Origin of the sequence: Pseudomonas sp. MCal1 (assembly GCF_026341415.1) — a bacterium.
Classification (GTDB): domain Bacteria; phylum Pseudomonadota; class Gammaproteobacteria; order Pseudomonadales; family Pseudomonadaceae; genus Aquipseudomonas.
This window is the reverse complement of record NZ_JAKUMP010000003.1, coordinates 361,694-382,110: the sequence shown is the minus strand read 5'-3', so window position 1 is coordinate 382,110 and position 20,417 is coordinate 361,694. Positions and strand designations below refer to the sequence as shown.

Below are 20,417 nucleotides of genomic sequence, written 5' to 3'. Positions count from 1 at the left end.
TGGACGCTCATTTGTTTGCCTGAGGCAACTATATAGTTGCCTCAGGCAATCAAGTCAAATGAATGATCCCGCAATCGCGAACGCAAAGTCCGTCGGATCGAGCCGCTCAGACGTGTCCATTCGTATGTTTCTGAGGTTCACCGTTTCCAGGTGTGTGGCGTAGAGCGATTCGGAAAAAAAGGTGATCAACAGGGTACGACGGCGTGCGCCACTGGAGTTCAGGCTGCCGGCGTGGATCAGGTCGGCATCGAAGATCAGGATATCGCCCGCGCTGCCCGTCAGTTGTACGGATCGGGATTCGTCCGTGAAGTTGAACGGAAGGTCGCTGAGGGCAGGGCGGTGGCTGCCGGGGACGATGCGGGTTGCACCGTTTTCCGGGCCGTAAGCGTCGAGGTACACCAGCGCATTGATCGTGTCGCCGGGGCGTTGCGCCGACAAGTCGCGGTGCAGCTGCTGGTGGCCGCCATGGATAAGCGGTTCGCGGCCCTCGACCTGAGAGAGGAAGAAGCGCTCGCCGATCAACTCGCCGACCACCGCCAGCAAGGGTGGCAATCGGCACACGGCCTGAACGGTGGCGTCAGTGTCCAGCTGCGAATGGCGCCAGTCGATGCCACGGGGCACGGGCCATTCACCGGAAGGTTTCACGCCTGCATCGAAGACTGCACGCAGAGTGTCCAGCCATGCTGGCGCAATTGCCTGGCGCAGCAGCACGTAACCGTTTCGATGGAGTTGCTCGCGGTCAGCCACAGATGTCCTCGGTTTGGTTGGCTAACGCAGAGCGTAGACAAAAGCCTCAATCAATGAAGGCTATTCGATGGCGAATTTTCTCCCGGCAGTGCCACGGCGTCGGATTTGCCCAAGGATATGAAGCTGAAATCTGCCCCCCTTCGGCTGAAAGTCGTCCCAGAACCCCGATGACAGGGCCGTCTCAGCATGCCTGTAAAAAAACTGACTAGAATCCACAGACACCCGTCCATTCAAGGAACGACCGATGTCCGGTTTACGCACATTGATTGCGACCACGACCTGTATTGCAGTGCTGAGCAGTTCGCTGACAGCGCTGGCCGATCCTGGCAACGGAAAGGGGCAGGGCAAAGGCAATCCGCATAACAGCCAGGATCATGGCAATCAGGGGAAAAAAGGCGGGGGCGGCTATCAGGGGCATGGACCGAGTATCGACCACGCCGGGGTGATCGGCATCGTGGACGGCTATCGCGGCTACTGGACGCCGGGCCCGGCGTTGCCGCCCGGCATCCAGAAAAACCTGGCCCGGGGCAAACCGCTGCCGCCCGGTATTGCGAAGAAGCTTGATGGTCGACTGGTCGGCAGGCTGCCGCACTACGACGGCTACGAATGGCAGCAGGTCGGCACCGATCTGATCCTGGTCGCACTGGCCACCGGGCTGATTTATGAGGTGCTCAATGGCGCCTTCGATTGAGTCATCAGCGCAGCGGGCGACTCGATGAACTGATCACTTGAAAGCACTGCGCAGTTCTTCAATCACCTCCTCAACAGAGCACCCCTGAATCGCCGGCGGTGTGGGATTCTCACCAAATTCTCGCCAAACGAACAGCGTCAGTTCTGCGCCATCGGTCGATGACAGGGGATTTTCGGCATAGGCGAAAGATTCGAGCACGCGGTACCGGGAGTCTTTCCAGAACAGGTCTTCGACCCAGTCATAGACCGGTATGAAATGGAAGTGGAGGGGCAGACCGGGTTCATGACCGAAGCGGCCGATATAAAGACGCTTGGGCTTCAGATGATGCTCGATGATCTGCTGGGTTCTTGCGATCAGCCCTCCAAGCTCCGCCAATGCCTCGGTCGACAGCTCGGCCAGTGAGTTGGTTTGGATTTTGGTCCCCAGCATCAAATAGCCGGGAAGTGCACTGGCCAGATGGTGGTTGACGATCCAGTGCTCGGTTTCATGAAGAATGAAGTGCGGGTCAATTTCCATGTGCCATAGGTCCTTGGGCAAGCGGCGCGCCAGCGTAGCAAAAGTGCAGACCTTTATGCCGGAGGAACTGTGCCGTAACGTCCGACGTAGAGTTGACCGTTCGCGTTTCCCTGTCGCAGCATGCATTCACTTGAAAAGCCCTATCCGGAAAACCTATGCCCACGCCTGTCGATCTTGATGAATTGTTAGCGCTTGTCAGAGATGAGGAGTCGTTCATTCGATTTGTCGAGGCGCTGGGGGCTGATTTTGCCAGTGAGCGCTTGTTGGAACATAACGCTCCCTCATCGATAGATCGATCAGATAGCCAGGAATGGGAAAACGGAACAGTTGATGCGTTTCTCGATGCGGCAGCTGCATGGGCGCATGCCAGCAACCGATCTCCTTTGGCCGATAGTGCTCAATCGAATGTATGGCAGCGCTGTGCAGCGATTCTGTTCGCTGGAAAGTTTTATGAATGAAGTAAGCGTGAACCCTGAACCCGGTCGAACTCCGAAATGAGCAGATTTTTAAGCAGCGCGGAGCTGCATGGCGTATTGGGCGATTTGGTCAAAGATCCCGAGATGGACTTGAACGGTATATGCGTTCGCTTGCAGCTCGATTTGCGCGATCTTCTGAATCAGCTCGCCCTGGCGATGGCCAGGTTTTTCAGTGAAGGCGCGTGGGACTTTCATGACTGCGATCACGTCATGAATATTCTATTCAGCGATATCGTTGATTTGTCTATGCATGCCGACATGCCTGAGCCAGCCTTTTCCATCTACCTTGCATTTGATGCCGGAGAATACTGGCATCGCGGCGATACAAAAGACGAGTGCCCGTGGGAGAAGTGGACGAGACCGGACATCGAACGGATCTTGCGTGAAGTTGGCTCCTCGGCGGCGGCGACAGCTATCCATCAGGCATGAAAAAGCCCGGCGGATAAGACCGGGCTTTTGTCGAGTACTGCGGTAAAACCCCGCATTCAGACGTTACGACGTTCGATCAGACGGTCAGAACCACCTTCGGCAACCGCATCACTGAACAGCGGATCTGTTTCAGTCGCGGCAACGGCGTCACTAAACAGCGGATCGGTCTGAGTCGCTGAGGCAACCGCATCGCTGAACAGCGGGTCGGTTTCAGTCGCTGCAAAAGCATTCAGGGCGAAGAGCGAGAAGGCGATACCAAGGAGGGTCTGGCGTTTCATGGTTCTGTACTCGGTGTGCAGTGGGTTGGTGTGGAGCAGATCCTACGCTTTGGACTCGATATGAGAACTTCATTGAATTAATGGTTGTTATTGATGCGTTCAATGATCGGTCTCGGTCGCCCGAAGTGCTTTGAACTGCTGCGCCAAATCCAGGGCCACACGACCGCTGTGCACCGTGGGCAGCAGATGAGTGAAGGGAATGTCGATCATCCTTTTCTCGCGTACCGCCCGCAGGGTCGACAACACCGGATCCTGCCCGAGCAAGTGACGCTTGCGACTGGCCGGCGACCATTGCGCGTCGGCCAGCAGGATCACGTCCGGATCACTGGCGAGCAGGGTTTCGCGGCTCACGGTTACCCGGTACTGGTTGATATCGGCGAACAGATTTCGCGCGCCGGCAGCAGCCAGCAGCGGGGTGACGAAACCCCGTCGACCCTCGCTGTCGAGGCCGTTGACCTCACTGTCCAGATAGAACACCGAGAGCGGTTTGTCCGAGCCGGCCAGTGCTCTCGCACGGTTCAGATCGGCGTCCAGCTTATCGCTCAGCTCGCGCGCACGCGGCTGCTTGTGCAGCAGCGCGCCAAGGGTCAAGAGGTCGTTGCGGATGTGTTCGAAGTAGTCCAGCGAATGCCCGTTGCACGCTGACTCCAGCAGATAGGACGCCACACCGTTGCGCCCCAGCCCGCTGCGTGACGTCACGCCGTTGCCGAAGGCCGAGGCGAACCCGCCGATCACCAGATCCGGCTTCTGCGCGTACAACACTTCGCTCGACGGGTAGCGGGGCGCAATGACCGGCACGCCGAAATATTCGGACTGCGGTGCGCCGGTGTCGTCCAGATAGGCGACGCCCGCCAGCGCCGGGCCTGCACCCAATGCCAGCACCAGATCGGCGGCGTGCTGATTGAGGGCGACGATCCGCGACGGTGGCGCGGCCGGCGCGTTCCAGGTCTCGCCGCAGTTGCGGTAACTGTCGCCCCAGACCGGGCACGCGCAGAGCAGGGCGCCCAAAAAAACGAGTCTTCTCATGAGCGCGCCCTGATCAACAAATCCTCGACCACTTCACCGCCCACCAGATGCCCCTCGACCAGTCGTTGGGCATCCGCGTGACTGCGCACGCCGTACCAGCACATCTCCGGATACACCGTCACAATCGGCCCCAGATTGCACGGGAACTGACAATGGGTGCGGGTCAGCAGAACGCCGCCCGGCGTTTCTATGCGGTCATGCGCCAGCAGGTGCCGGCGCAGGGTTTTCCATAACTGCAAGGCGCCGCGCTGGGTGCAGCGCGGGCCGGTGCAAAGGAACACGTGGCGCGCATGCTCGGGCACCTGCGACCAGTCCGGATGCGAGTCAACGCCGTCGGTAGTGATCATGTCAGTCATCAGAAGCGGTACGTGTAGCGGACTTCGGAGGTGAACGGCCGCCCGAGGTTGTCGACGTTGTTCGAGCGACTGGTGACGTAGTCGCGGTCGAACAGGTTCTCCACCAACAGACTCAGGCGATGCTGATGGGCGCCGTCGAGGTAGCGATAAGCATCGGCGTCCACCACCGAATAATGGCCGTATTCGATCTGTTTCGAGCTGATCACGTCGCGGATATAGCGGATCGCACCGCCGGCGCCCCACATCCGGTCGACCGACTCGTAGCCAATGCGTGAGCGGGCGAAAAAGCTTGGCACATCGTTCAGCGTTACTCCCGAGCGCGACTCGGTGAGGTTGCGGGTCATGTCGGCCTGCAGGCTCCATTGCTCGTTGAGCGCCAGTCTGGCGTCCGCTTCGAAACCGCGCATCTGCACCCGGCCCTGGCCGTTGACCCACTGGATGTCGTCGAGGGTGATCAGGTCGTCGATCTTGCGTTTGAACAGGGTGACGCTGGCGCTGAACTCGCGGTCGAGCAGCAGGCCTTTGTAATCCAGACCGAGTTCGGCGTTGCGGCTTTTCTCCGGTTTCAGATTACGGTTGCCCAACTCATCACCGGGCTCGTTGACGAACAATTGCTCGGCGTTCGGCAGTTTGTAGGCCGTACCGTACTGGCCGCGCAGGGCCCAGTTTTCGTTCAGGTCATACAGCGAAGTGAGCATGCCGACCGTGGCGCTGTCGCCACCGCCCATGGCTTCGTGACGAATGCCGATGCTCGGGTGCCAGTCGGGCAGGGCGTCAATCTGCGGGCGCAATTGGGTATACAGCGCATGGGCTTCGGCCTTGTCGTTGTCGATGATCAGCACATCGTCCTGACCTTTGAACCACTGGTTGTCCGTGCCGAACACCAGTACGTGCCCGCCGGGCAATTGCGCCTTGCCTTCGGCCTGCACGCCCCAGTCGGTGAAGCCCCAGTAGTCGTTGTGATTGATGGTTCGGGTGCCGCCATTGGCGGTGTTGTTGATGCGCGTGTAGCGGGTGTCCCAGTCGTTGATATGACCTTTGACGAAGTAGCTCAGGCGCTCGTTGAGGGTCTGTTCGAAGGTCGCCGTGGCGATCTGCTGGACGCGGTCGTTGGTGGTCTTGTGGTTGTCCACCGGGCGGGCGAAATCGAGGTTGGCGTCGGCGTATTGGTAGAACAGCTCCAGTCGTTTGTCATCGCCGAAGGACTGAATCGCCTTGCCGCCGAACGTTGTGACTTCATAGGCGCGTTTCTTTTCGGAGACGTTTTTCAGGTCGCGATTACGAAACGGCTGATAGCCGTCCGAGACGTTATGGCTGACATAGGCCAGCAAGCCCAGATCGCCAAAACCGTTGCTGAAAATGTTCTCGGCCCGCGCATCACCGGTGGTGCCGCCGAAGGTGTCCAGGCCCATGTTCACTTCACCGGAGGCTTTGCGACTGTGCGGGCTGCGGGTGACGATGTTGATCACGCCCGACACCGCTTGCGTACCGAACAACAGGCTTTGCCCACCCTTCAGCACTTCGATGCGTTCGATGGCATTGGCCGGCAAAGTGTCGAGGTACAAACCGCCGTACAGGCGATTGTTCAGACGCACGCCGTCGAGCAGGATCAGCGTGTCGTCGTTGCGCCCGCCCAGCAGGGAATAAGTGCCGTAGTCGAACGGGCCGTTTTTCGGCGCGACGTACAGACCGGGAATGAACATCTGCATCACGCGGCTGACATCGGCGCTGGGGCCCGCGCGCTCAATCTGCTCACGGGTGACAATCTCGACCTTGCTGCCGAACTGCGCCATGTCGGCCACCGTGGTGGACTCCACGGACGGCGCGGAAACGATTTGCTGATGGAGTTCGAGCGGCGTGTCATCCGCCAGCAACAGGGGGCTGAACAGACAGCCGAACAACAGGGATGGAGCCGGAGTGTTGAAAGGTTTGATCATCGTCTTCTCGAAAGGATCTTCGCAGAAGAGCATGCAGGAGAAGGCATCGCGCACACGCCGACACCGGCCCATGCCCGCCCACCGCAGGAGTTTGCCAAAAGCATTTCAGGCCGGTCTCCGGGCTCGCGCGTCTGGACGCTTTCACCTTCCCATGGCCGACTGGCCACAGTGGTGTGTCGAAAGCATCACGCGCCTACCGTTGCGGGGGCAGCACCGGACTTGTTCGAAAAGAACGTACCGGTTTCCCGTTTCACCCCATGCACGGCGGCATGGGACACCTGAAACAGGGCGGCATCTGAACATTCGGGTGGGCGTGCGTCAACCTGGACGGTCGATGGATGACGTTGAAGGCGGTTTTGCAGGCTTGATCCGATTCATACGAAATCCAGCAACAGTGTTTGTCCAACCCGCCGATATTTCCTCGCCACCCCAACCCTTAGCATCGTCTCCAACCCGTGAACAAACACGGTCCTCAACGAGACGGTGAACATCATGAGCTTCAAGAAAATCGCGCTGGTTTTAATGCTTGGCAGTTTCGGTGCACACGCTTACGCCGATAACACGGACGCGGCGAATATCCCGGTCGAGACCTACAGTTCTTCGACAAATCTGGATATCGAGCACGTCATCTCCATTACCGAACCGGCCAACGAATGCGCCCCGGTGCCGGTGCAGATGACCTACGAAGATTCCCATGGCGAGCGCCACGTTCTGCAATATCAGGTGATGGGCACTGGCTGTTCCAGTTGAGTCAGGTGCAGAGGATGGAGGGTCGACACTCCATACTTGCCACGCTCAAACCGCTTTCGCTCCAACCACGTCTTCATCCGATGCCAGTAACTGCGGGATCGACTGCTTCAGAAACTCAACCCAGGTCTTGATCTTCGCATCGACGAACTTGCGCGACGGATAGATCGCAAACAGGTTCAACTCCTCCAGCCGGTATTCCGGCAGCACCCGCACCAGTGTTCCCGCCCTCAGGCCATCCACGGCCGATGCGATCGGCTGAATGCCGATGCCCATGCCTTTTCCGATCGCGATGGTCATGCCGTCGGCGGTGTTGATGTGAAAGGGCGACACGGGAATGGTGATGGTTTCCATGCCTTCGGGCCCTTCGAAAGTCCAGTTCTCCACCGGCATTACCGTGTTGACGATGCGCAGACACTCGTGCTCGCAAAGCTCACCCGGTGTTTGCGGCAATCCGCGTTTTGCCACGTAGGCGGGCGAGGCGCAGAGGATGCTGTAGGTGATGCCCAGACGTTGCGCGACGAAGCCGGAATCCGGCAGGTCGCGGGCCAGCACGATGGACATGTCGAAGCCTTCTTCGAGCAGGTCCGGGACGCGGTTGGTCAGGGTCAGGTCGAACATCACCGTGGGGTGAATTTCCCGATAGCGGGCGATGGCGTCGATTACGTAATGGTTGCCGATGGCCGACATGGTGTGAATTTTCAAGCGGCCAACGGGCAAGGTCTGGGCGGTGCCGGCTTCTTCGTCGGCTTCGCGCACGTCATCGAGGATTTTTTCGCAGCGCTCCAGATAACGCATGCCGGCCTCGGTCAGGGCCAGACGCCGGGTGGTGCGGTTGATAAGCCGGGTGTGCAGACGCGCTTCGAGGGCGGAGATGGCTTTGGAGACGTTGGTGGTGTTGGTGTCCAGCAACTCGGCCGCGGCAGTGAAGCTGCCGCTTTGGGCGACGGCGATGAAGAAACGCATGCTCTGGAAAACGTCCATCGGTGTCGTCTCAACAGTCAGGTGGAAAGAATATAGGGGCGACCTCACAGTAGACCGCCCCTTCGCCATGGTCACTTTTTGCGGGGAATGAAACCGGGTACGCCCGTCTCGACCACCGAGTTGAAGCGGATTCGCGTCGTGATCTCTTCCCTGATCTCGCGCATCGCCCGGTGCGGCAACGTCGCGATATCGAAGTTTTCCTGAATCCGGCTCGGGTTCGCCGAGGTCGTCAGGAACGCCGTTCCCCGCTGCACCGCCCAGGCCAGGGCCACTTGCGCCGGGGTTTTCTGTACGTGCCGGGCGATCCCGGTGAGCACCGAATCCTCAAGCACATTCGGCTCCATGCCATGGCCCAGCGGGGCGAAGGCGAGCAGGATGATGCCGTGTTCCTTGCAGAACTCCAGCATCTCCCACTCGGGCAGGTACGGATGGGATTCGATCTGCACCACCGCCGGTTTGATTCGTGCGGCGGCGACGATGTCCTTCAGCGCGTCGAGGTTGATGTCGGAAAGCCCGATGGACTTGCAGCGACCGTCATCCACCAGCGCTTCGAGGGCACGCCAAGTGTCGATCAAACGCGTTTCGCCATCGTAGATCACGTGCCCGAACACATCCCGTGGGTCCTGATCGTCGCCGGGCTGGAAGGCGAACGGCGTGTGGATCAGGTAGCAGTCGAGATAGTTGACCTGCAGCCGCTGGCAACTGGCTTCGAACGCCGGTTTGACCCGCTCGGGGCGGTGGTTGGTGTTCCACAGTTTGGTGGTGACAAACACGTCTTCGCGACGGATCTGGCCCGCCGCAAACACCTGCGCAAAGGCTTCGCCAATCTGCGTCTCGTTGCGATAGCGCTCGGCGCAGTCGAAGTGGCGAAAGCCCACTTCCAGCGCGCATTTGACTGCTTCGGTGGTGGTGCTCAAGTCGCGAAACAGCGTGCCAAACCCCACGGCCGGCATCGAACCAGCGCCGTTGTTCAACGCTATGCGGGTGTCGCGAAGTTCATCGTGAAAGGCTTCGTAAGTCATGTCGTGTCTCCGGTATCTGCCGTTATAGAAGGGATGAGGTCTTGCGTGCGGCGAGCTTCTGGTCAAGCACACCCACCGAGTTGCCACCCAGCGCCACGAACAGGCGCACCGAGTCGAGATAACGCGCGGTCTTCACTTGAATCTGTCCGAGCAAGGCTTGCTGATAGGCGCGTTCGGCTTCCAGCACCTGCAGCAGGCTGTTTTCGCCCTGGGCGTAGGCCTGGCGATTGAGGCGCAGGCTGGCGTCGGCGGCGCGCAGGGCATCGTCCTGCGCCAGGTTTTGCTCGGCGCCGTGGTTGAGCGCCTGCAAGGTGTCCGCAACCTGGCCGAAGGACTGAATCACCGTTTGTTGATAGCGGGCGAGCGACGCGTTGTAGCCTTCGACGGCGCCTTCGCGCTCAGCCTTGAGCGTGCCGCCGTTGAAGACCGGCGCCGTGAGCCCGGCGGCAAATCCCCAGAGCGCGGCGCCGCCATTGCCTGACGCGGCTTGCATCAGCGAGGCCGACAGCTCGACATGCGGGTACAGATTGGCCGTCGCGACACCCACCGCCGCGCTGGCGAAGTGCAGTTCGGATTCGGCTTGCAGGATGTCCGGCCGGGTGCGGGCCATGGTCGACGGCAGGCTGACCGGAATGTTCGACGGCAGGGCGAACTCGTCGAGACTGAAGTCCGGCGCAATCCAGTCCGCCGGACCTTTGCCGGCCAGAATCGACAACGCATGACGCGCTGCATCGCGCTGCTGGGCGAGGGGCGGCAGCAACGTGCGATCCTGAGCAAGGCGGGTTTCGGCCAGCGACACGTCGATTTGCGTGGTGCTGCCGCTTGCCTGGGCTCGGCGCACCAGATCGAGGTTTTTCGCGTCGTTGGCCAGCAGGATTTCCACGGCCTTGATCTGCGCGTTGGCCGAGGCCAGCAGCAAAGCCTGGCTGGCGACATCACCGGTCAACGTCAGCCAGGCTGCTTCGTAACGATGCTTTTGCAGATCGGTCAGCGCTTGCTGCTGTTCGATCGTGCGTTTGTTGCCGCCAAAAACGTCCAGATCGAACACGACCCGTGGCCCGATCCCGTAGAAATTGGAAACCACCGGTTGCGGCCCGTTGTGCGTACGCTGGCGACCGGCAGAGGCGCCGAAATCGACCTGCGGATAAAGCACACCTTCCGCCGCCGCGACCGAAGCAGCGGCCTGGCGAATAGTCGCGTCAGCGGCGGCCAGTTCGAGATTGCCGTCGATGGCGCGACGCACAACCTGATCGAGTTTCGGTGAACGAAACGCCGACCACCAATCGCCGTCGAGTCGCTGGCCCATCGCGAAATGCTGTTCGGCAGCTTGATCGTAATGCAGCGACGGGCTCTCGGCAGGCCGTTGAAAATCTGGGCCGACGGTGCAAGCGGACAACATCACCAGCATCGCCAGCGGTGTGAGGCGCATAGAAGCTTTCATGGTTCAGACTCCACGTCATCAGTTGGCCGCAACGGGCTTGCGCAGGAACATCACCAGCGGACTCACCACGAGCATCGCCAGCATCAGAATCTTGAATTGGCCCATCACCGCGACGAACGCCGCCTGATGGGTGACCAGATGGTTGAGGCCTTCGAGCGCCGGCAACGACGTCGGCATGGCCAGGCGATAAGGCGTGAGCTGACTGACCAGCGCCGAGTGCATCGCCTGGGTGTTGTTGAAGAAAAAGATCTGCACCACGGCCACGCCGAGGGTGCTGCCGTAGACCCGCATCAGGTTGAAGAAACCGGTGGCTTCCGGGCGCAGCTTGGGGTCAATGGTGCTGAACGCGGTCTTGCTGAGTGCCGGCATCAGAATGCCCAGCCCCACGCCCTGGATGAACCCGGTGACGGCCACCGGCGTCCAGTCCATCAGCGGCGAATAACCGAGCATCAGCCAGTTGGCGTACACCACAAGCGCGATGCCGGCGGCGACAAACAGTCGCGCGTCAATCCATGCCGGCGCTCGCATCATCAACAGAAACGCACCCACCAGCCCGATGCCACGGGGAACGGTCAGCAACCCGGTGGTGTCCGGCGGATAGCCGAGGATTTCATCGAGCATCGGCGAGGTCAGCGCCATGGTCGACAGCAACACGAAACCCAGGGCGAAGAACATCACGGTCGACAACATGAAGTTGCGGTCGCCGAACAAACCCTTGCTGAGAAAGTGGGTCTTGCGGGTCAGCGCATGGACGACGAACAGGTACAGGCCGAGGGCGCTGGCGAGCGCTTCGATCCAGATTTCCGGCGAGTCGAACCAGTCCAGCCGTTCGCCGCGATCGAGCAGCATCTGCAGGCCGATCATGCCGACCGTGAAGCTGGCGAAACCGAAGAAATCAAACGCTGGGCGCGAGTCTGCTTTCTTCTCGGCGAGCAGCAACGACACCACAATCAGGATGTACGCGGTCAGCGGCAGGCTGAGGTAGAACATCGGGCGCCAGTCGAAATACTCGCAGATCACGCCGCCGATGCTCGGGCCGCTGACGATGCCGAACAGCACCAGCGCGGTCCATTTCGGGCCGAACGCCGGGCGGTGTTCAGCAGGCAGTGACTCCATAGCGATAGCCATCGACAACGGCGCAATCACGCCGCTGGCCAGGCCTTGCAGAATGCGTGCGGCGATGAACTCCAGCGGCGCGCCGGCCAGCGTGCCGAGCCACAGACCGAGGGCGAACAGCACCAGCGCCGTCTGGTAAACCCGCTTCAATCCAAAGCGTCCGGCGAGCCATTGCGCCACGGGCATCGTAATGGCGCTCGCCGCGAGATAAGCGGTGAAAATCCATCCGGCCTGATCGTCGGTCATCGACAGACTGCCCTGAATCAACCGCAGCGCGGCGTTCGGCAACGGCAGGTTGGCTGACTGCATATAGGTGGCGAGCAGGGCGACAAACCGCAGTGCCCGCGCATCGGCTGTTGAGCTGTTCATCACGAATTACCCGCAGACAACAACGACTTGAGCGGATGCCACCATGGCGTGCGGTGCCCGGTATCGACCTTGACCGTGGCGCTGGTGCCGGAGAACAGCGGCAAGGCAGGATCGGCCTCGTCCAGTTCCAGACGAACCGGTACCCGCTGCACGACCTTGACCCAGTTGCCGGTGGCGTTCTCCGGCGGCAATAGCGCGAAGTCGGCACCGGCACCGGGGCTCATGCTGATCACGTGTGCCTTGAACGGGCGATCCGGGTAGGTATCGAGGGTGATGGTCGCGGTCTGGCCGGGGCGCATGTGCGTCACCTGGGTCTCGCGGAAATTCGCCTCGATCCAGATTTCCCGGTCGGAAATCAGCGCGAACGCCGGTGCGCCGTTGTTGACGTAATTGCCCACCTGCAAATCATCGACCTTGGCGACGATGCCGTCGTCCGGCGCGGTGACCGTGGCGTAGGACAGATACAACTGCGCTTCGTCGAGTTGCGCCCTGGCCTCGCGCACGGTGGGGTGATCGTCGAGGGCAATGTCCGGGTTGCCGTTCAACGCGACGACGGTGCTGGCGATCTGTTGCTCGATGGACGCGATGCGCTGGCGCGAGACTTTCAGGTCGGTTTCGGCGCGCTCGTAAAGGGCCTTCGACACGAACTCGGTGGCGATCAAGGCTTTCTTGCGGGCGAACTCCTTCTGGTCGTAATCCGTCGAAGCTTTCGCCGATTGCAGCTCGGCTTGCTGCTGGCGATAGCTGGCCTTGAGGCCGTCGATGCGCAAGCGAGCATTGGCCAGTTGTGCTTCGGCCCGGTCGACGGCGATCTGCAACGGCTTGGGATCGATGCGAAACAGCACCTGGCCTTTGCGCACGGGCTGGTTGTCGTCGACCGCGATCTCGACCACTTGCCCGGAAATCCGCGCATTTATCGAGGCCTTGGCCACGCGGGCATAGGCGTTGTCGGTGGAAACGAAGGGCTCGTTGGCAACGTACTGGCCGTAGCCAATCGCGGCGAAAAGCGCCGGAACGCCGAACATCAATACGGGGCGCAGATGCTGCTTGAGCGGCTTCTTCGGCGGCGCGTCGACGGGGTGAGCGCGGGCTTGTTCTGCGGTGAGATCTAATGGCTGATTCATGAACGGCTCTCTCCAAAGTGCTGGGCGGCGTTGAATGCGGTGCGTCATCAAGTCAGTGCGCGGTGCAGGAGGGGTGCTCTGTTGCCGCTGTTTCGTCGTCGCCAGCCTCGGTTCGAGCGCTGTTACAACAAACCTGCCGATCAAGGAATTTCTGATTCCTTAATTTTGTGCGATGGTGTAAGAATATGAGCGACTTCATTTCCCCGCAAGGAATTTGTACGACATGGCACAAAATAAACCGACAGAAGGAAAAGGCCGTGGCCGTCCACGGGCCTATGACCCGCAAACCGCTCTGCAACAGGCACTTGGCGTGTTCTGGAACACAGGCTATTCCGGCGCGTCACTGGACAGCATCGCCAGCGCCGCCGGCATGAACCGCCCCAGCCTGTACGCCGCGTTCGGTGACAAACACGCGCTTTACATCAAGGCCCTCGATCAGTATTGGGACACCGCCCACGCCGCCATGCAGGCCGCGCTGAACGACAGCAGCCTGACCCTGGAACAGGCCCTGACCGGTTTTTACGAAGGGCAACTGGCGATCTATTTTTCCGGCGACGGCCAGCCACGCGGCTGTTTCGCCATCGGCACCGCGACCACCGAAGCGGTCGAGGATCCGGAAATCCGCAACGTGCTGTCCCAGCGCTTGAGCCAGCTCGATGCCGATCTTGAAGCCCGCCTGCAACGGGCGATTGAATCCGGCGAACTGACCGGCGATGTGGATGCCGCCGCACGAGCCATGCTCGCGTCATCGCTGCTGCACAGCATCTCGATCCGCGCCCGCGCCGGTAAATCCCGCGAAGAACTGGCGGGGCAGGCGCGCGATGCGGTGAAGGTGATCTGCGGTTGAACGGGCTTGAGGACATCCTCACTCAAGGTTTGTCCGTGGTGTTCTGCGGAATCAATCCGGGGTTAGTGGCCGCAGAGCAGGGCCATCACTTCGCCGGCCGCAGCAACCGCTTCTGGCGCACGTTGCACCTGGCCGGTTTCACACCCCATGAAGTGCGTTCGGAAGACGACCGCTCGATTCTGCACTTTGATTGCGGCCTGACCGCCGTGGTCGATCGGCCGACAGCGAGTGCGGATCAACTGTCTGCCGAGGAATTCACCGCAGCCGCTACCAGCTTCGAACGCAAGATCGCCCGCTACGCGCCACGCTTCGTGGCGTTTCTCGGCAAGGCGGCGTACGCCGGTTTATCCGGCAGGAAGTCGATTGAATGGGGGCTGCAAGAGGACACGTTCGGCGGCGCTAGAGTCTGGATTCTGCCCAATCCCAGCGGCCGCAACCTGGCGTTCAATCAAGCGCAACTGTTGGCGGCGTATCAGCAGCTTCGACGGGCTTCGAGTGTCAGCACATAAGCGCTGAACATGTCCGCCATTCCCTCGGCGGAGAAAAGGGGACAGATTTATTTTCTGAAAAAATAAATCTGTCCCCATTTCCATTTTCACTGAGTCCCCGTTTTTTCCTAGATTCGAGGTCGTTGCAGCTTGACCCACTCTTGTACTGTCGGGCGCTGCCATTGGCGCTGCGCGTAATCCTCCAGTTGAGCCGGCACAGTGTCCCCGTTGAGTATCAACCGGTTCAGCATCAATGCCAGATCAACATCGGCGATCGACCACTCACCAAAAAGGTAATCCGGATTGTCGGTCAGCAGCCATTGAGCGACATCAACCAACTTTTGCCTGGCAGCCTCAGCCGACGCTGACAACGGGCCGTATTTGACGCCGTAGAACACGACAAGCGTAGAGCGCTCCTGTCGGATCGGTAGAAGATCACTCCGAAGCCACGCTTGAACTTGTCTCGCCGCTGCGCGTTTCTGTGGGGCCTCAGGGTAAACAGGTATTTGGGGAAACACGTCTTCCAGGTATTCCGTAATCGCCGATGACTCCGACAACGCAAAGTCGCCCCGCACGAGGGTGGGCACCCGTTGAGTCAGCGAAAGACGGGCGTAATCGCTGGCCTGGTTCTCCAGTTTGTCCAGATCCAGGGTACTCATTTCGAACTCGATTCCCTTTTCTCGAAGGGCCACAAAGCACGACATTGCGTAGGGACTGGTGAATTGAGCATCGACGTAAAGGCGCAGGCTTGAATCATTCATAGCGTCATCTCCATATGCGGAGTGGCCACGCTAAAAGATTGGGCGGCCTAAATAAAATTCATGTTTTTTATGGGGGCATTCCTGTCAGGAATGCAGTTCCGTCACAACCCGACGAGCATCGCGCCGCACCGCTTGCGGAGGCACGCCGAAGCCTCGGATGAAGGCTTCACGCATATGCCGGCGATCACGAAAACCCGATTCGCTGGCGATGACATCGAGGGAATGCCGGCTCTGTTCAATCATCAAACGAGCGGCCTCCAATCGCAGGCCTTCGATGGCCTTGGCGGGCGACTGACCGGTTTCCGCGCTAAAAATACGGGTGAATTGGCGCGGGCTCAGGTGTGCTACGCCGGCCAGTTCTTCGACACTGAGCGCGCGATTCAAATGTTTTCGCGCATAGTTCAGAGCGCTCTGGATACGGTCGGACTTGGGCGCGAGGTCGAGCATTTCCGAGTGCTGCGACTGCCCGCCGGACCGGTGCTGGTGCATCACCAGTTTGTGTGCCACCGAGCGGGCGACCTCGGCCCCCAGATCCTTTTCCACCATGCCGACCGCAAGGTCCAGGCCTGCGGTCATGCCCGCTGACGTCCAGAAAGGGCCATCGACGATATAGATGCGATCGACTTCGACGCTGATTTCGGGATGGCGCTTCTGCAAGGTCTGGGCGTAGGCCCAGTGGGTTGTCGCACGTCGGCTGCTCAACAAACCTGCCTCGGCGAGGATGAAACCGCCCGTGCAGATACCGACGGTGCGCCTGGCTTGCGTGCCAGCCTTGCGTACGAAATCGAGCACTGCCGTGGGCGTTTCGTTTTTCACGGGGTCGTTGACCCCGACAACGATCCACGTATCGGCCAGCCCGGGCGCCTGAAGCGGACGCGTTTCCAGGGCCAGCCCCAGCGAGGATCGCACCATGCCGCCGTCCGGCGAGAAATTCTCGACGCTGTAGAAGGGCTCCTCGGCGACCTGATTGGCGAACTCGAAAACTGCCTGGGTTGCCAGCGAGAGCACCTGAAAGCCGTCAGTGAGCAAATAGCCGATGCGATGCATGGTTTTATCTCGAATGTCCTGAATCACTACCTTATACGTCATTTGAGATATCGCCTAGCCGTCGCATGCTGTCGTCCAGTGCTTCCCACCACCCTGGAGACTCGACATGACTCAATCCCGCCTCGGTACTGCCCTCATCACCGGCGCCTCGTCCGGCATCGGTGCCGTTTATGCCGAACGCCTGGCCCGACGTGGCCACGACCTGATCCTGGTCGCGCGAAATCGCGAACGCCTCAATGCCCTCGCCAAACGACTGAGTGACGAAACCGGTCGCAACATAGAAGTCTTGGCCGCTGACCTGTCCGACCGTGCCGATCTGGCACGGGTCGAGGAGCGGCTGAAGACCGATGCCAGCATTTCTCTGCTGGTAAACAACGCCGGGATTGGCGCGACTCAGCCCCTGCTGGAATCGAACGTCGACACACTCGAAGACTTGCTCACGCTCAACGTGAACGTGCTGATGCGACTGACCTACGCGGCTGTTCCGGGGTTTGTCACCCGTGGCGACGGCACACTGATCAACATCGCCTCGATCGTGGGCATTGCTCCGGAGTTGTTGAACGGCGTTTACGGCGGCTCCAAGGCCTTCGTTCTGGCGTTCAGCCAATCCTTGCGTCATGAACTGGCGGACAAGAATGTGCGCGTTCAGGCAGTCCTGCCCGGCGCGACGGCCACCGAGTTCTGGGGCGCGGCCGGCACACCGCTGGAGCATCTGCCGGAAGCCATCGTGATGCGCGCGGAAGACATGGTGGACGCGGCACTGTCCGGCCTCGATCAGGGCGAGTTCGTCACCATTCCGGCGCTTCCGGACATTGCCGATCTGGATGCCTATGAGGCTGCGCGTCAGAAGCTCATGCCCAATTTGTCGTTGAGTAAGGCGGCTGCACGTTATCGCACTGAAGACTGAGGCAGGCATTAACGCAAAAAATGAGGCAGACCTTTTATCCCGCTACCGGATAACGGATCTGCCTCATTTCATTGGCGATTTTGAGGCCGGCACGATATCCCGTGCCGGCCTCAGTCGCACTTGTTCCAGTCACAATACGGACCGCGATGATTCGCTGTAGAAGTAGCCAAGGACTGCTCCTGCAGCCATCGTGAGATTACGCGGCCTCGACGTGATCCAGCGCCTGATTCACCGCCAGCTCGGCAATCATCACGACCTGCGCAATACCGATCGCCATCTTGCGATGCGACGGATCGAGCGTTGCCGCGAAATTGCTCAGCATCTCACTGGCCGCCCCAAGGTTTTCGCTGGCGTTGGCCAGCAAGCATTCGGTGTTGTACTTCGGATTGGCCAGGTACATCCGCTCGGGTTCGTTGCAGGACGACATGATCCCGGCGGCGGGGCAGAGGTAGTGATCCAGCGCGCGCTCTGCGGCGTCGTGGAGTTTTTTGGAGTTGGGGGATTCGTAGGGAGAGGTGGTGTCGGTTTCGGGTGGGTTGGGTGTTGGTTTGATCATGGTGAAACTCCTACATCGTCAAATGGGAGCCGACACTCTCGCTACCAAACGATGGGTGGCGGCCATGCTCAGGTTGGTAGACCGGGACGTAGGAACCGGCGCGCCCGAAGACGCCCTGTGCATGACCACCATGACGCGGAGTCTTTCAGACACTGCACATCATGATGCTTATGCAACCTACGATAATCCGGGGCTACCAAACCCCATCACTGTTTTCAGTGACCGGGAAACGATAAGACCCGCGTCGTAGACGCACAAGCCGGCGGATTCTGGCGTAGTCGTAGGCAATGACGCAAGGCGTTGTAGCCTCGAGGAAGTTACGGCGGGTTGCTTTAAACGAACCTGTTTAAGCGCTCAAAGGTGAGGGCTCATTTTCTGATAAACAGTCCGGTCACTTATTGGCTGAAAGGGAAAGGGCGAAGTTATTTGCAGGTCGGAGGAGGCGGGGGCGTGCGAGTAGTTCGCAGCAGAGAGAAACGCTTGGCACGGAACCAAGCACTCAGGGTAGGGCGGGGCACTTGTGGCCCCACCCTGACGTTTCAGCCTTTATTGGCTGCGTTCAGCTTGCGCAGTTCTTCGTAGGTCGCCGACTGGACGAACCAGAAGCCGGAAATGATGCACCAGCACAGGGTGCCGGCCACGAAGATACCCAGCGCCGGCAAGAACCCGCTGGTGAAAATCGCGACGATAGCGACCAGCCAGATGAATGCCAGGGAGAGATAGAGGACGGTGTTGTTGACGCTGATGACGAAGTCTTTCACGGGGCATATTCCTTGCGGGATGTAGAAAAAATCCCCCTCTCCGGGGGGAGGCGCAAGCATGCTATCACAATGCCTTCACTGTCCAAGGAAGGTGAACTCGTCATCGGAAAATCAATGGGTCCTCTATTTTCTTCGCGAATGTCCGCTATCGGCCAGAAGCGGACATTCGGAAGCCGACCGCTACCGGCCATAGGCTGCTATTAAATCCTTATGCAGTCAGAAAAGTTCGAAAGGATCTACATGACTCGGATCAATCATGTGCTATTGTCTGTAAAACAAACAAGGATGTGCAAATGTATAGCCACTATAAGCCTTTGCGTAACTTTGTGAGAGAATTAGATCGAAACACTGCTTTTTTGCAACTGTTTCAATTTTTCCAGAATATCCAATATGACAAACCCTTGCCTAACCAATTTGCGCGATTGAATCCAAAAGGTTTAAACTCAATTAAAGGGGTCGTATTTCAATGGGAACTCGACATTCTTGTTCGCGAGGTTATATTGCACTCCGGAAGCAAGAGCTCTAAGAACTTATTTATAATTAAAGATTTTGTTACAGTGATCGCCCTGATTCGAAAAATTCAAGATCGGCAAATAGGTGATCGACTTCCAAAAATGATTTATCAAGAATTGCATCGCCTATTTCAGCAGCAATTTCCCTGGCAGACTAAAAGCGTCGAGCTTAGGCTGAGTCGCTATCTGAGAATATACAGATTCCCAGAGGTTGAGGCTCTTCTGGTGGAAAGAACAGGGTTGACTGTCAGAAAATTTTTCTTGTTGGGAGGCGCTATGACTGGCGCGTTCCTTTCGAATAGTTGGTACGACCTTAATACCAACTTTACTCAGTTCGGCATTAGTAATGAACAGCGAGATGCGTTCTTTGGGTTGGTCACCATTGATTTCGAGAGCTTGAAGGAGAGGACGCAGAAAGTACAGGAGTATAATGAAAACTGGTCTTATACAATTAATCCTCTGCGAAGAACGCCACTAATAAGGATTAGCTCCAACGCCCCAAATGTTGTGATCTGTCCAATACCTGAATTTATGTTATTGAGAATATCAGAAGGGCTTTTTTTTGATTTGTGTGAAGCTAAGGGATTTGAGAACCCTTATGGCGCTGCTTTTGAGCACTATTTCGGAGAGATCAGCATAGAGCTAATTACCTCTAAAGCGATCCAGATTGAAGCGGGGCGAGAATATTCAGTAAAGAAAAACAGAAAGAAAGGGGTGGACTGGTTAGTTTTCGATAAGGACGCGGCGATGCTGATTGAATGCAAGTCCAAAGGATTGAGGCTTGATGCACGATACCAACTTGAAGAAGCTGCTTTATTTAAGGAAATCGATCTACTTGCCAAGTTTATATTTCAAAACTATAAGAATCTTCTTGATATAACTGCTGGATATACTCAGTGGCAGCCAGGGGGAAGAGTCCTTTATCCTGTGGTGGTCACGCTTTCAAACTGGTACTTGTCTAGCCCCTCAGTTTTCAAAAGACTAGAAGAAAGGGTGTTATTTCTAATCGATGAATCTAATCTCGATAGAAAAATAATCGAAAATTATCCATATATCATTATGTCCATGGAAGAGTACGAGCTGGCAGTACAGATTGTCGCTCAGGTTGGTTTGAGTAATTTTTTCGATAGCTTTATAAATAATGACTACAAGGGCTGGATGGTTTCAGCTTTTATGCAAACAAGATACGTCGAAGAATTATCTAATTGCCGGTTAGACTATCTACGGTCGGAGACAAATTCTATTATTAAGTACATGGAGGGAATGCTCTGATATTTTA

At 58.5% G+C, this 20,417-nt stretch carries 23 protein-coding genes and 1 riboswitch; of the genes, 8 read left to right on the top strand and 15 right to left on the bottom strand.

The genetic code is table 11. From position 1 onward, the window contains the following. Window positions 1–54: 54 nt before the first annotated feature. Window positions 55–747 carry a phytanoyl-CoA dioxygenase family protein gene (locus tag MKZ87_RS07735; RefSeq protein WP_085703758.1) on the bottom strand — a complete coding sequence of 231 codons (693 nt, stop codon included), beginning with the start codon at window positions 745–747 and terminating at the stop codon, window positions 55–57. Between the two features lie 244 nt (window positions 748–991). On the opposite strand from MKZ87_RS07735, the gene MKZ87_RS07730 reads away from it, so the two are divergent. Then, window positions 992–1,438 (top strand): anti-virulence regulator CigR family protein, encoded by a 447-nt coding sequence (locus MKZ87_RS07730; RefSeq protein ID WP_227235366.1) that lies wholly within the window; start codon window positions 992–994, stop codon window positions 1,436–1,438. 33 nt (window positions 1,439–1,471) lie between these two features. On the opposite strand, the gene MKZ87_RS07725 is transcribed toward MKZ87_RS07730, so the two are convergent. Then, on the bottom strand, window positions 1,472–1,954 hold the full coding sequence (locus MKZ87_RS07725; RefSeq protein WP_266200563.1) for an HIT family protein: 483 nt from the start codon (window positions 1,952–1,954) through the stop codon (window positions 1,472–1,474). 155 nt (window positions 1,955–2,109) lie between these two features. On the opposite strand from MKZ87_RS07725, the gene MKZ87_RS07720 reads away from it, so the two are divergent. Together MKZ87_RS07720 and MKZ87_RS07715 are read left to right on the top strand one after the other, a co-directional pair. Next, the gene (locus MKZ87_RS07720; protein WP_085700283.1) at window positions 2,110–2,412 is read left to right on the top strand and encodes a DUF7660 family protein; all 303 of its coding nucleotides are present in this window, start codon (window positions 2,110–2,112) and stop codon (window positions 2,410–2,412) included. 36 nt (window positions 2,413–2,448) lie between these two features. Beyond that, window positions 2,449–2,859 (top strand): hypothetical protein, encoded by a 411-nt coding sequence (locus MKZ87_RS07715; protein ID WP_266200562.1) that lies wholly within the window; start codon window positions 2,449–2,451, stop codon window positions 2,857–2,859. Window positions 2,860–2,915: 56 nt separating this feature from the next. Here MKZ87_RS07715 and MKZ87_RS07710 read toward each other — a convergent pair whose 3' ends face one another. From MKZ87_RS07710 to MKZ87_RS07695, 4 genes are all read right to left on the bottom strand, one after another. Beyond that, window positions 2,916–3,137 carry a hypothetical protein gene (locus MKZ87_RS07710; RefSeq protein ID WP_085700281.1) on the bottom strand — a complete coding sequence of 74 codons (222 nt, stop codon included), beginning with the start codon at window positions 3,135–3,137 and terminating at the stop codon, window positions 2,916–2,918. Window positions 3,138–3,236: 99 nt separating this feature from the next. Continuing rightward, on the bottom strand, window positions 3,237–4,163 hold the full coding sequence (locus tag MKZ87_RS07705; RefSeq protein WP_266200561.1) for an ABC transporter substrate-binding protein: 927 nt from the start codon (window positions 4,161–4,163) through the stop codon (window positions 3,237–3,239). Next, a complete protein-coding gene (locus MKZ87_RS07700) occupies window positions 4,160–4,519 on the bottom strand; it encodes a (2Fe-2S) ferredoxin domain-containing protein (protein WP_266200560.1) in 360 nt (119 codons plus the stop codon). The genes MKZ87_RS07705 and MKZ87_RS07700 overlap by 4 nt, the downstream gene beginning before the upstream one ends. Further along, window positions 4,519–6,456, bottom strand: a complete 1,938-nt coding sequence (locus MKZ87_RS07695; RefSeq protein ID WP_266200559.1) for a TonB-dependent receptor plug domain-containing protein — start codon at window positions 6,454–6,456, stop codon at window positions 4,519–4,521. Before MKZ87_RS07695 ends, MKZ87_RS07700 begins: the two co-directional genes overlap by 1 nt. Window positions 6,457–6,546: 90 nt before the next feature. Further along, window positions 6,547–6,753, bottom strand: a riboswitch (cobalamin riboswitch). A gap of 195 nt (window positions 6,754–6,948) precedes the next feature. Between MKZ87_RS07695 and MKZ87_RS07690 the strand changes: the two genes are divergently transcribed. Next, window positions 6,949–7,206, top strand: coding sequence for a DUF2790 domain-containing protein (locus MKZ87_RS07690; protein ID WP_085700278.1), 258 nt, complete (start codon window positions 6,949–6,951; stop codon window positions 7,204–7,206). A 45-nt stretch (window positions 7,207–7,251) separates the two neighbouring features. Here the strand turns inward: MKZ87_RS07690 and MKZ87_RS07685 are convergent, their stop codons facing one another. The 5 genes from MKZ87_RS07685 to MKZ87_RS07665 all read right to left on the bottom strand — a co-directional run bounded on the left by MKZ87_RS07685 (window position 7,252) and on the right by MKZ87_RS07665 (window position 13,259). Then, the gene (locus MKZ87_RS07685) at window positions 7,252–8,187 is read right to left on the bottom strand and encodes a LysR family transcriptional regulator (RefSeq protein WP_085703764.1); all 936 of its coding nucleotides are present in this window, start codon (window positions 8,185–8,187) and stop codon (window positions 7,252–7,254) included. Window positions 8,188–8,258: 71 nt separating this feature from the next. Next, entirely contained in the window at window positions 8,259–9,209 is a 951-nt protein-coding gene (locus MKZ87_RS07680; RefSeq protein ID WP_266200558.1) for an aldo/keto reductase, read from the bottom strand. A gap of 22 nt (window positions 9,210–9,231) precedes the next feature. After that, window positions 9,232–10,650: an efflux transporter outer membrane subunit gene (locus MKZ87_RS07675; protein ID WP_266200557.1), complete on the bottom strand. Its 1,419-nt coding sequence runs from the start codon at window positions 10,648–10,650 to the stop codon at window positions 9,232–9,234. Window positions 10,651–10,668: 18 nt separating this feature from the next. Further along, a complete protein-coding gene (locus MKZ87_RS07670; RefSeq protein WP_085703766.1) occupies window positions 10,669–12,135 on the bottom strand; it encodes a DHA2 family efflux MFS transporter permease subunit in 1,467 nt (488 codons plus the stop codon). Then, window positions 12,135–13,259, bottom strand: coding sequence for an HlyD family secretion protein (locus MKZ87_RS07665; protein WP_085703767.1), 1,125 nt, complete (start codon window positions 13,257–13,259; stop codon window positions 12,135–12,137). The genes MKZ87_RS07670 and MKZ87_RS07665 overlap by 1 nt, the downstream gene beginning before the upstream one ends. A 223-nt stretch (window positions 13,260–13,482) precedes the next feature. Between MKZ87_RS07665 and MKZ87_RS07660 the strand changes: the two genes are divergently transcribed. Next, window positions 13,483–14,106 carry a TetR/AcrR family transcriptional regulator gene (locus MKZ87_RS07660; protein ID WP_085700272.1) on the top strand — a complete coding sequence of 208 codons (624 nt, stop codon included), beginning with the start codon at window positions 13,483–13,485 and terminating at the stop codon, window positions 14,104–14,106. Beyond that, the gene (gene mug / locus MKZ87_RS07655; protein ID WP_266200556.1) at window positions 14,103–14,615 is read left to right on the top strand and encodes a G/U mismatch-specific DNA glycosylase; all 513 of its coding nucleotides are present in this window, start codon (window positions 14,103–14,105) and stop codon (window positions 14,613–14,615) included. Before MKZ87_RS07660 ends, mug begins: the two co-directional genes overlap by 4 nt. 107 nt (window positions 14,616–14,722) lie before the next feature. Here mug and yfcF read toward each other — a convergent pair whose 3' ends face one another. Continuing rightward, window positions 14,723–15,355, bottom strand: a complete 633-nt coding sequence (gene yfcF, locus MKZ87_RS07650; RefSeq protein ID WP_085703769.1) for a glutathione transferase — start codon at window positions 15,353–15,355, stop codon at window positions 14,723–14,725. An 84-nt stretch (window positions 15,356–15,439) separates the two neighbouring features. Continuing rightward, the gene (locus MKZ87_RS07645) at window positions 15,440–16,402 is read right to left on the bottom strand and encodes a GlxA family transcriptional regulator (RefSeq protein ID WP_085703770.1); all 963 of its coding nucleotides are present in this window, start codon (window positions 16,400–16,402) and stop codon (window positions 15,440–15,442) included. Between the two features lie 106 nt (window positions 16,403–16,508). Between MKZ87_RS07645 and MKZ87_RS07640 the strand changes: the two genes are divergently transcribed. Further along, window positions 16,509–17,309, top strand: coding sequence for an SDR family NAD(P)-dependent oxidoreductase (locus MKZ87_RS07640; RefSeq protein WP_266200555.1), 801 nt, complete (start codon window positions 16,509–16,511; stop codon window positions 17,307–17,309). A gap of 196 nt (window positions 17,310–17,505) precedes the next feature. On the opposite strand, the gene MKZ87_RS07635 is transcribed toward MKZ87_RS07640, so the two are convergent. Beyond that, a complete protein-coding gene (locus tag MKZ87_RS07635; RefSeq protein WP_085700267.1) occupies window positions 17,506–17,865 on the bottom strand; it encodes a DUF6124 family protein in 360 nt (119 codons plus the stop codon). A gap of 539 nt (window positions 17,866–18,404) precedes the next feature. Beyond that, the gene (locus tag MKZ87_RS07630; RefSeq protein WP_085690574.1) at window positions 18,405–18,626 is read right to left on the bottom strand and encodes a hypothetical protein; all 222 of its coding nucleotides are present in this window, start codon (window positions 18,624–18,626) and stop codon (window positions 18,405–18,407) included. Between the two features lie 293 nt (window positions 18,627–18,919). On the opposite strand from MKZ87_RS07630, the gene MKZ87_RS07625 reads away from it, so the two are divergent. Then, window positions 18,920–20,410 carry a hypothetical protein gene (locus tag MKZ87_RS07625; RefSeq protein WP_266200554.1) on the top strand — a complete coding sequence of 497 codons (1,491 nt, stop codon included), beginning with the start codon at window positions 18,920–18,922 and terminating at the stop codon, window positions 20,408–20,410. Window positions 20,411–20,417 lie beyond the last annotated feature (7 nt).

Bases quoted from the DNA above. Each gene is read 5' to 3' on its own strand.
- MKZ87_RS07665 (WP_085703767.1), bottom strand. From the start codon at position 13,259: ATGAATCAGCCATTAGATCTCACCGCAGAACAAGCCCGCGCTCACCCC.
- MKZ87_RS07635 (WP_085700267.1), bottom strand. From the start codon at position 17,865: ATGATCAAACCAACACCCAACCCACCCGAAACCGACACCACCTCTCCC.
- MKZ87_RS07710 (WP_085700281.1), bottom strand. From the start codon at position 3,137: ATGAAACGCCAGACCCTCCTTGGTATCGCCTTCTCGCTCTTCGCCCTG.
- MKZ87_RS07660 (WP_085700272.1), top strand. From the start codon at position 13,483: ATGGCACAAAATAAACCGACAGAAGGAAAAGGCCGTGGCCGTCCACGG.
- yfcF (WP_085703769.1), bottom strand. From the start codon at position 15,355: ATGAATGATTCAAGCCTGCGCCTTTACGTCGATGCTCAATTCACCAGT.
- MKZ87_RS07690 (WP_085700278.1), top strand. From the start codon at position 6,949: ATGAGCTTCAAGAAAATCGCGCTGGTTTTAATGCTTGGCAGTTTCGGT.
- MKZ87_RS07640 (WP_266200555.1), top strand. From the start codon at position 16,509: ATGACTCAATCCCGCCTCGGTACTGCCCTCATCACCGGCGCCTCGTCC.
- MKZ87_RS07700 (WP_266200560.1), bottom strand. From the start codon at position 4,519: ATGACTGACATGATCACTACCGACGGCGTTGACTCGCATCCGGACTGG.
- MKZ87_RS07685 (WP_085703764.1), bottom strand. From the start codon at position 8,187: ATGGACGTTTTCCAGAGCATGCGTTTCTTCATCGCCGTCGCCCAAAGC.
- MKZ87_RS07675 (WP_266200557.1), bottom strand. From the start codon at position 10,650: ATGAAAGCTTCTATGCGCCTCACACCGCTGGCGATGCTGGTGATGTTG.
- MKZ87_RS07645 (WP_085703770.1), bottom strand. From the start codon at position 16,402: ATGCATCGCATCGGCTATTTGCTCACTGACGGCTTTCAGGTGCTCTCG.
- MKZ87_RS07625 (WP_266200554.1), top strand. From the start codon at position 18,920: ATGTATAGCCACTATAAGCCTTTGCGTAACTTTGTGAGAGAATTAGAT.
- MKZ87_RS07670 (WP_085703766.1), bottom strand. From the start codon at position 12,135: ATGAACAGCTCAACAGCCGATGCGCGGGCACTGCGGTTTGTCGCCCTG.
- MKZ87_RS07680 (WP_266200558.1), bottom strand. From the start codon at position 9,209: ATGACTTACGAAGCCTTTCACGATGAACTTCGCGACACCCGCATAGCG.
- MKZ87_RS07715 (WP_266200562.1), top strand. From the start codon at position 2,449: ATGAGCAGATTTTTAAGCAGCGCGGAGCTGCATGGCGTATTGGGCGAT.
- MKZ87_RS07725 (WP_266200563.1), bottom strand. From the start codon at position 1,954: ATGGAAATTGACCCGCACTTCATTCTTCATGAAACCGAGCACTGGATC.
- MKZ87_RS07705 (WP_266200561.1), bottom strand. From the start codon at position 4,163: ATGAGAAGACTCGTTTTTTTGGGCGCCCTGCTCTGCGCGTGCCCGGTC.
- MKZ87_RS07720 (WP_085700283.1), top strand. From the start codon at position 2,110: ATGCCCACGCCTGTCGATCTTGATGAATTGTTAGCGCTTGTCAGAGAT.
- MKZ87_RS07695 (WP_266200559.1), bottom strand. From the start codon at position 6,456: ATGATCAAACCTTTCAACACTCCGGCTCCATCCCTGTTGTTCGGCTGT.
- MKZ87_RS07730 (WP_227235366.1), top strand. From the start codon at position 992: ATGTCCGGTTTACGCACATTGATTGCGACCACGACCTGTATTGCAGTG.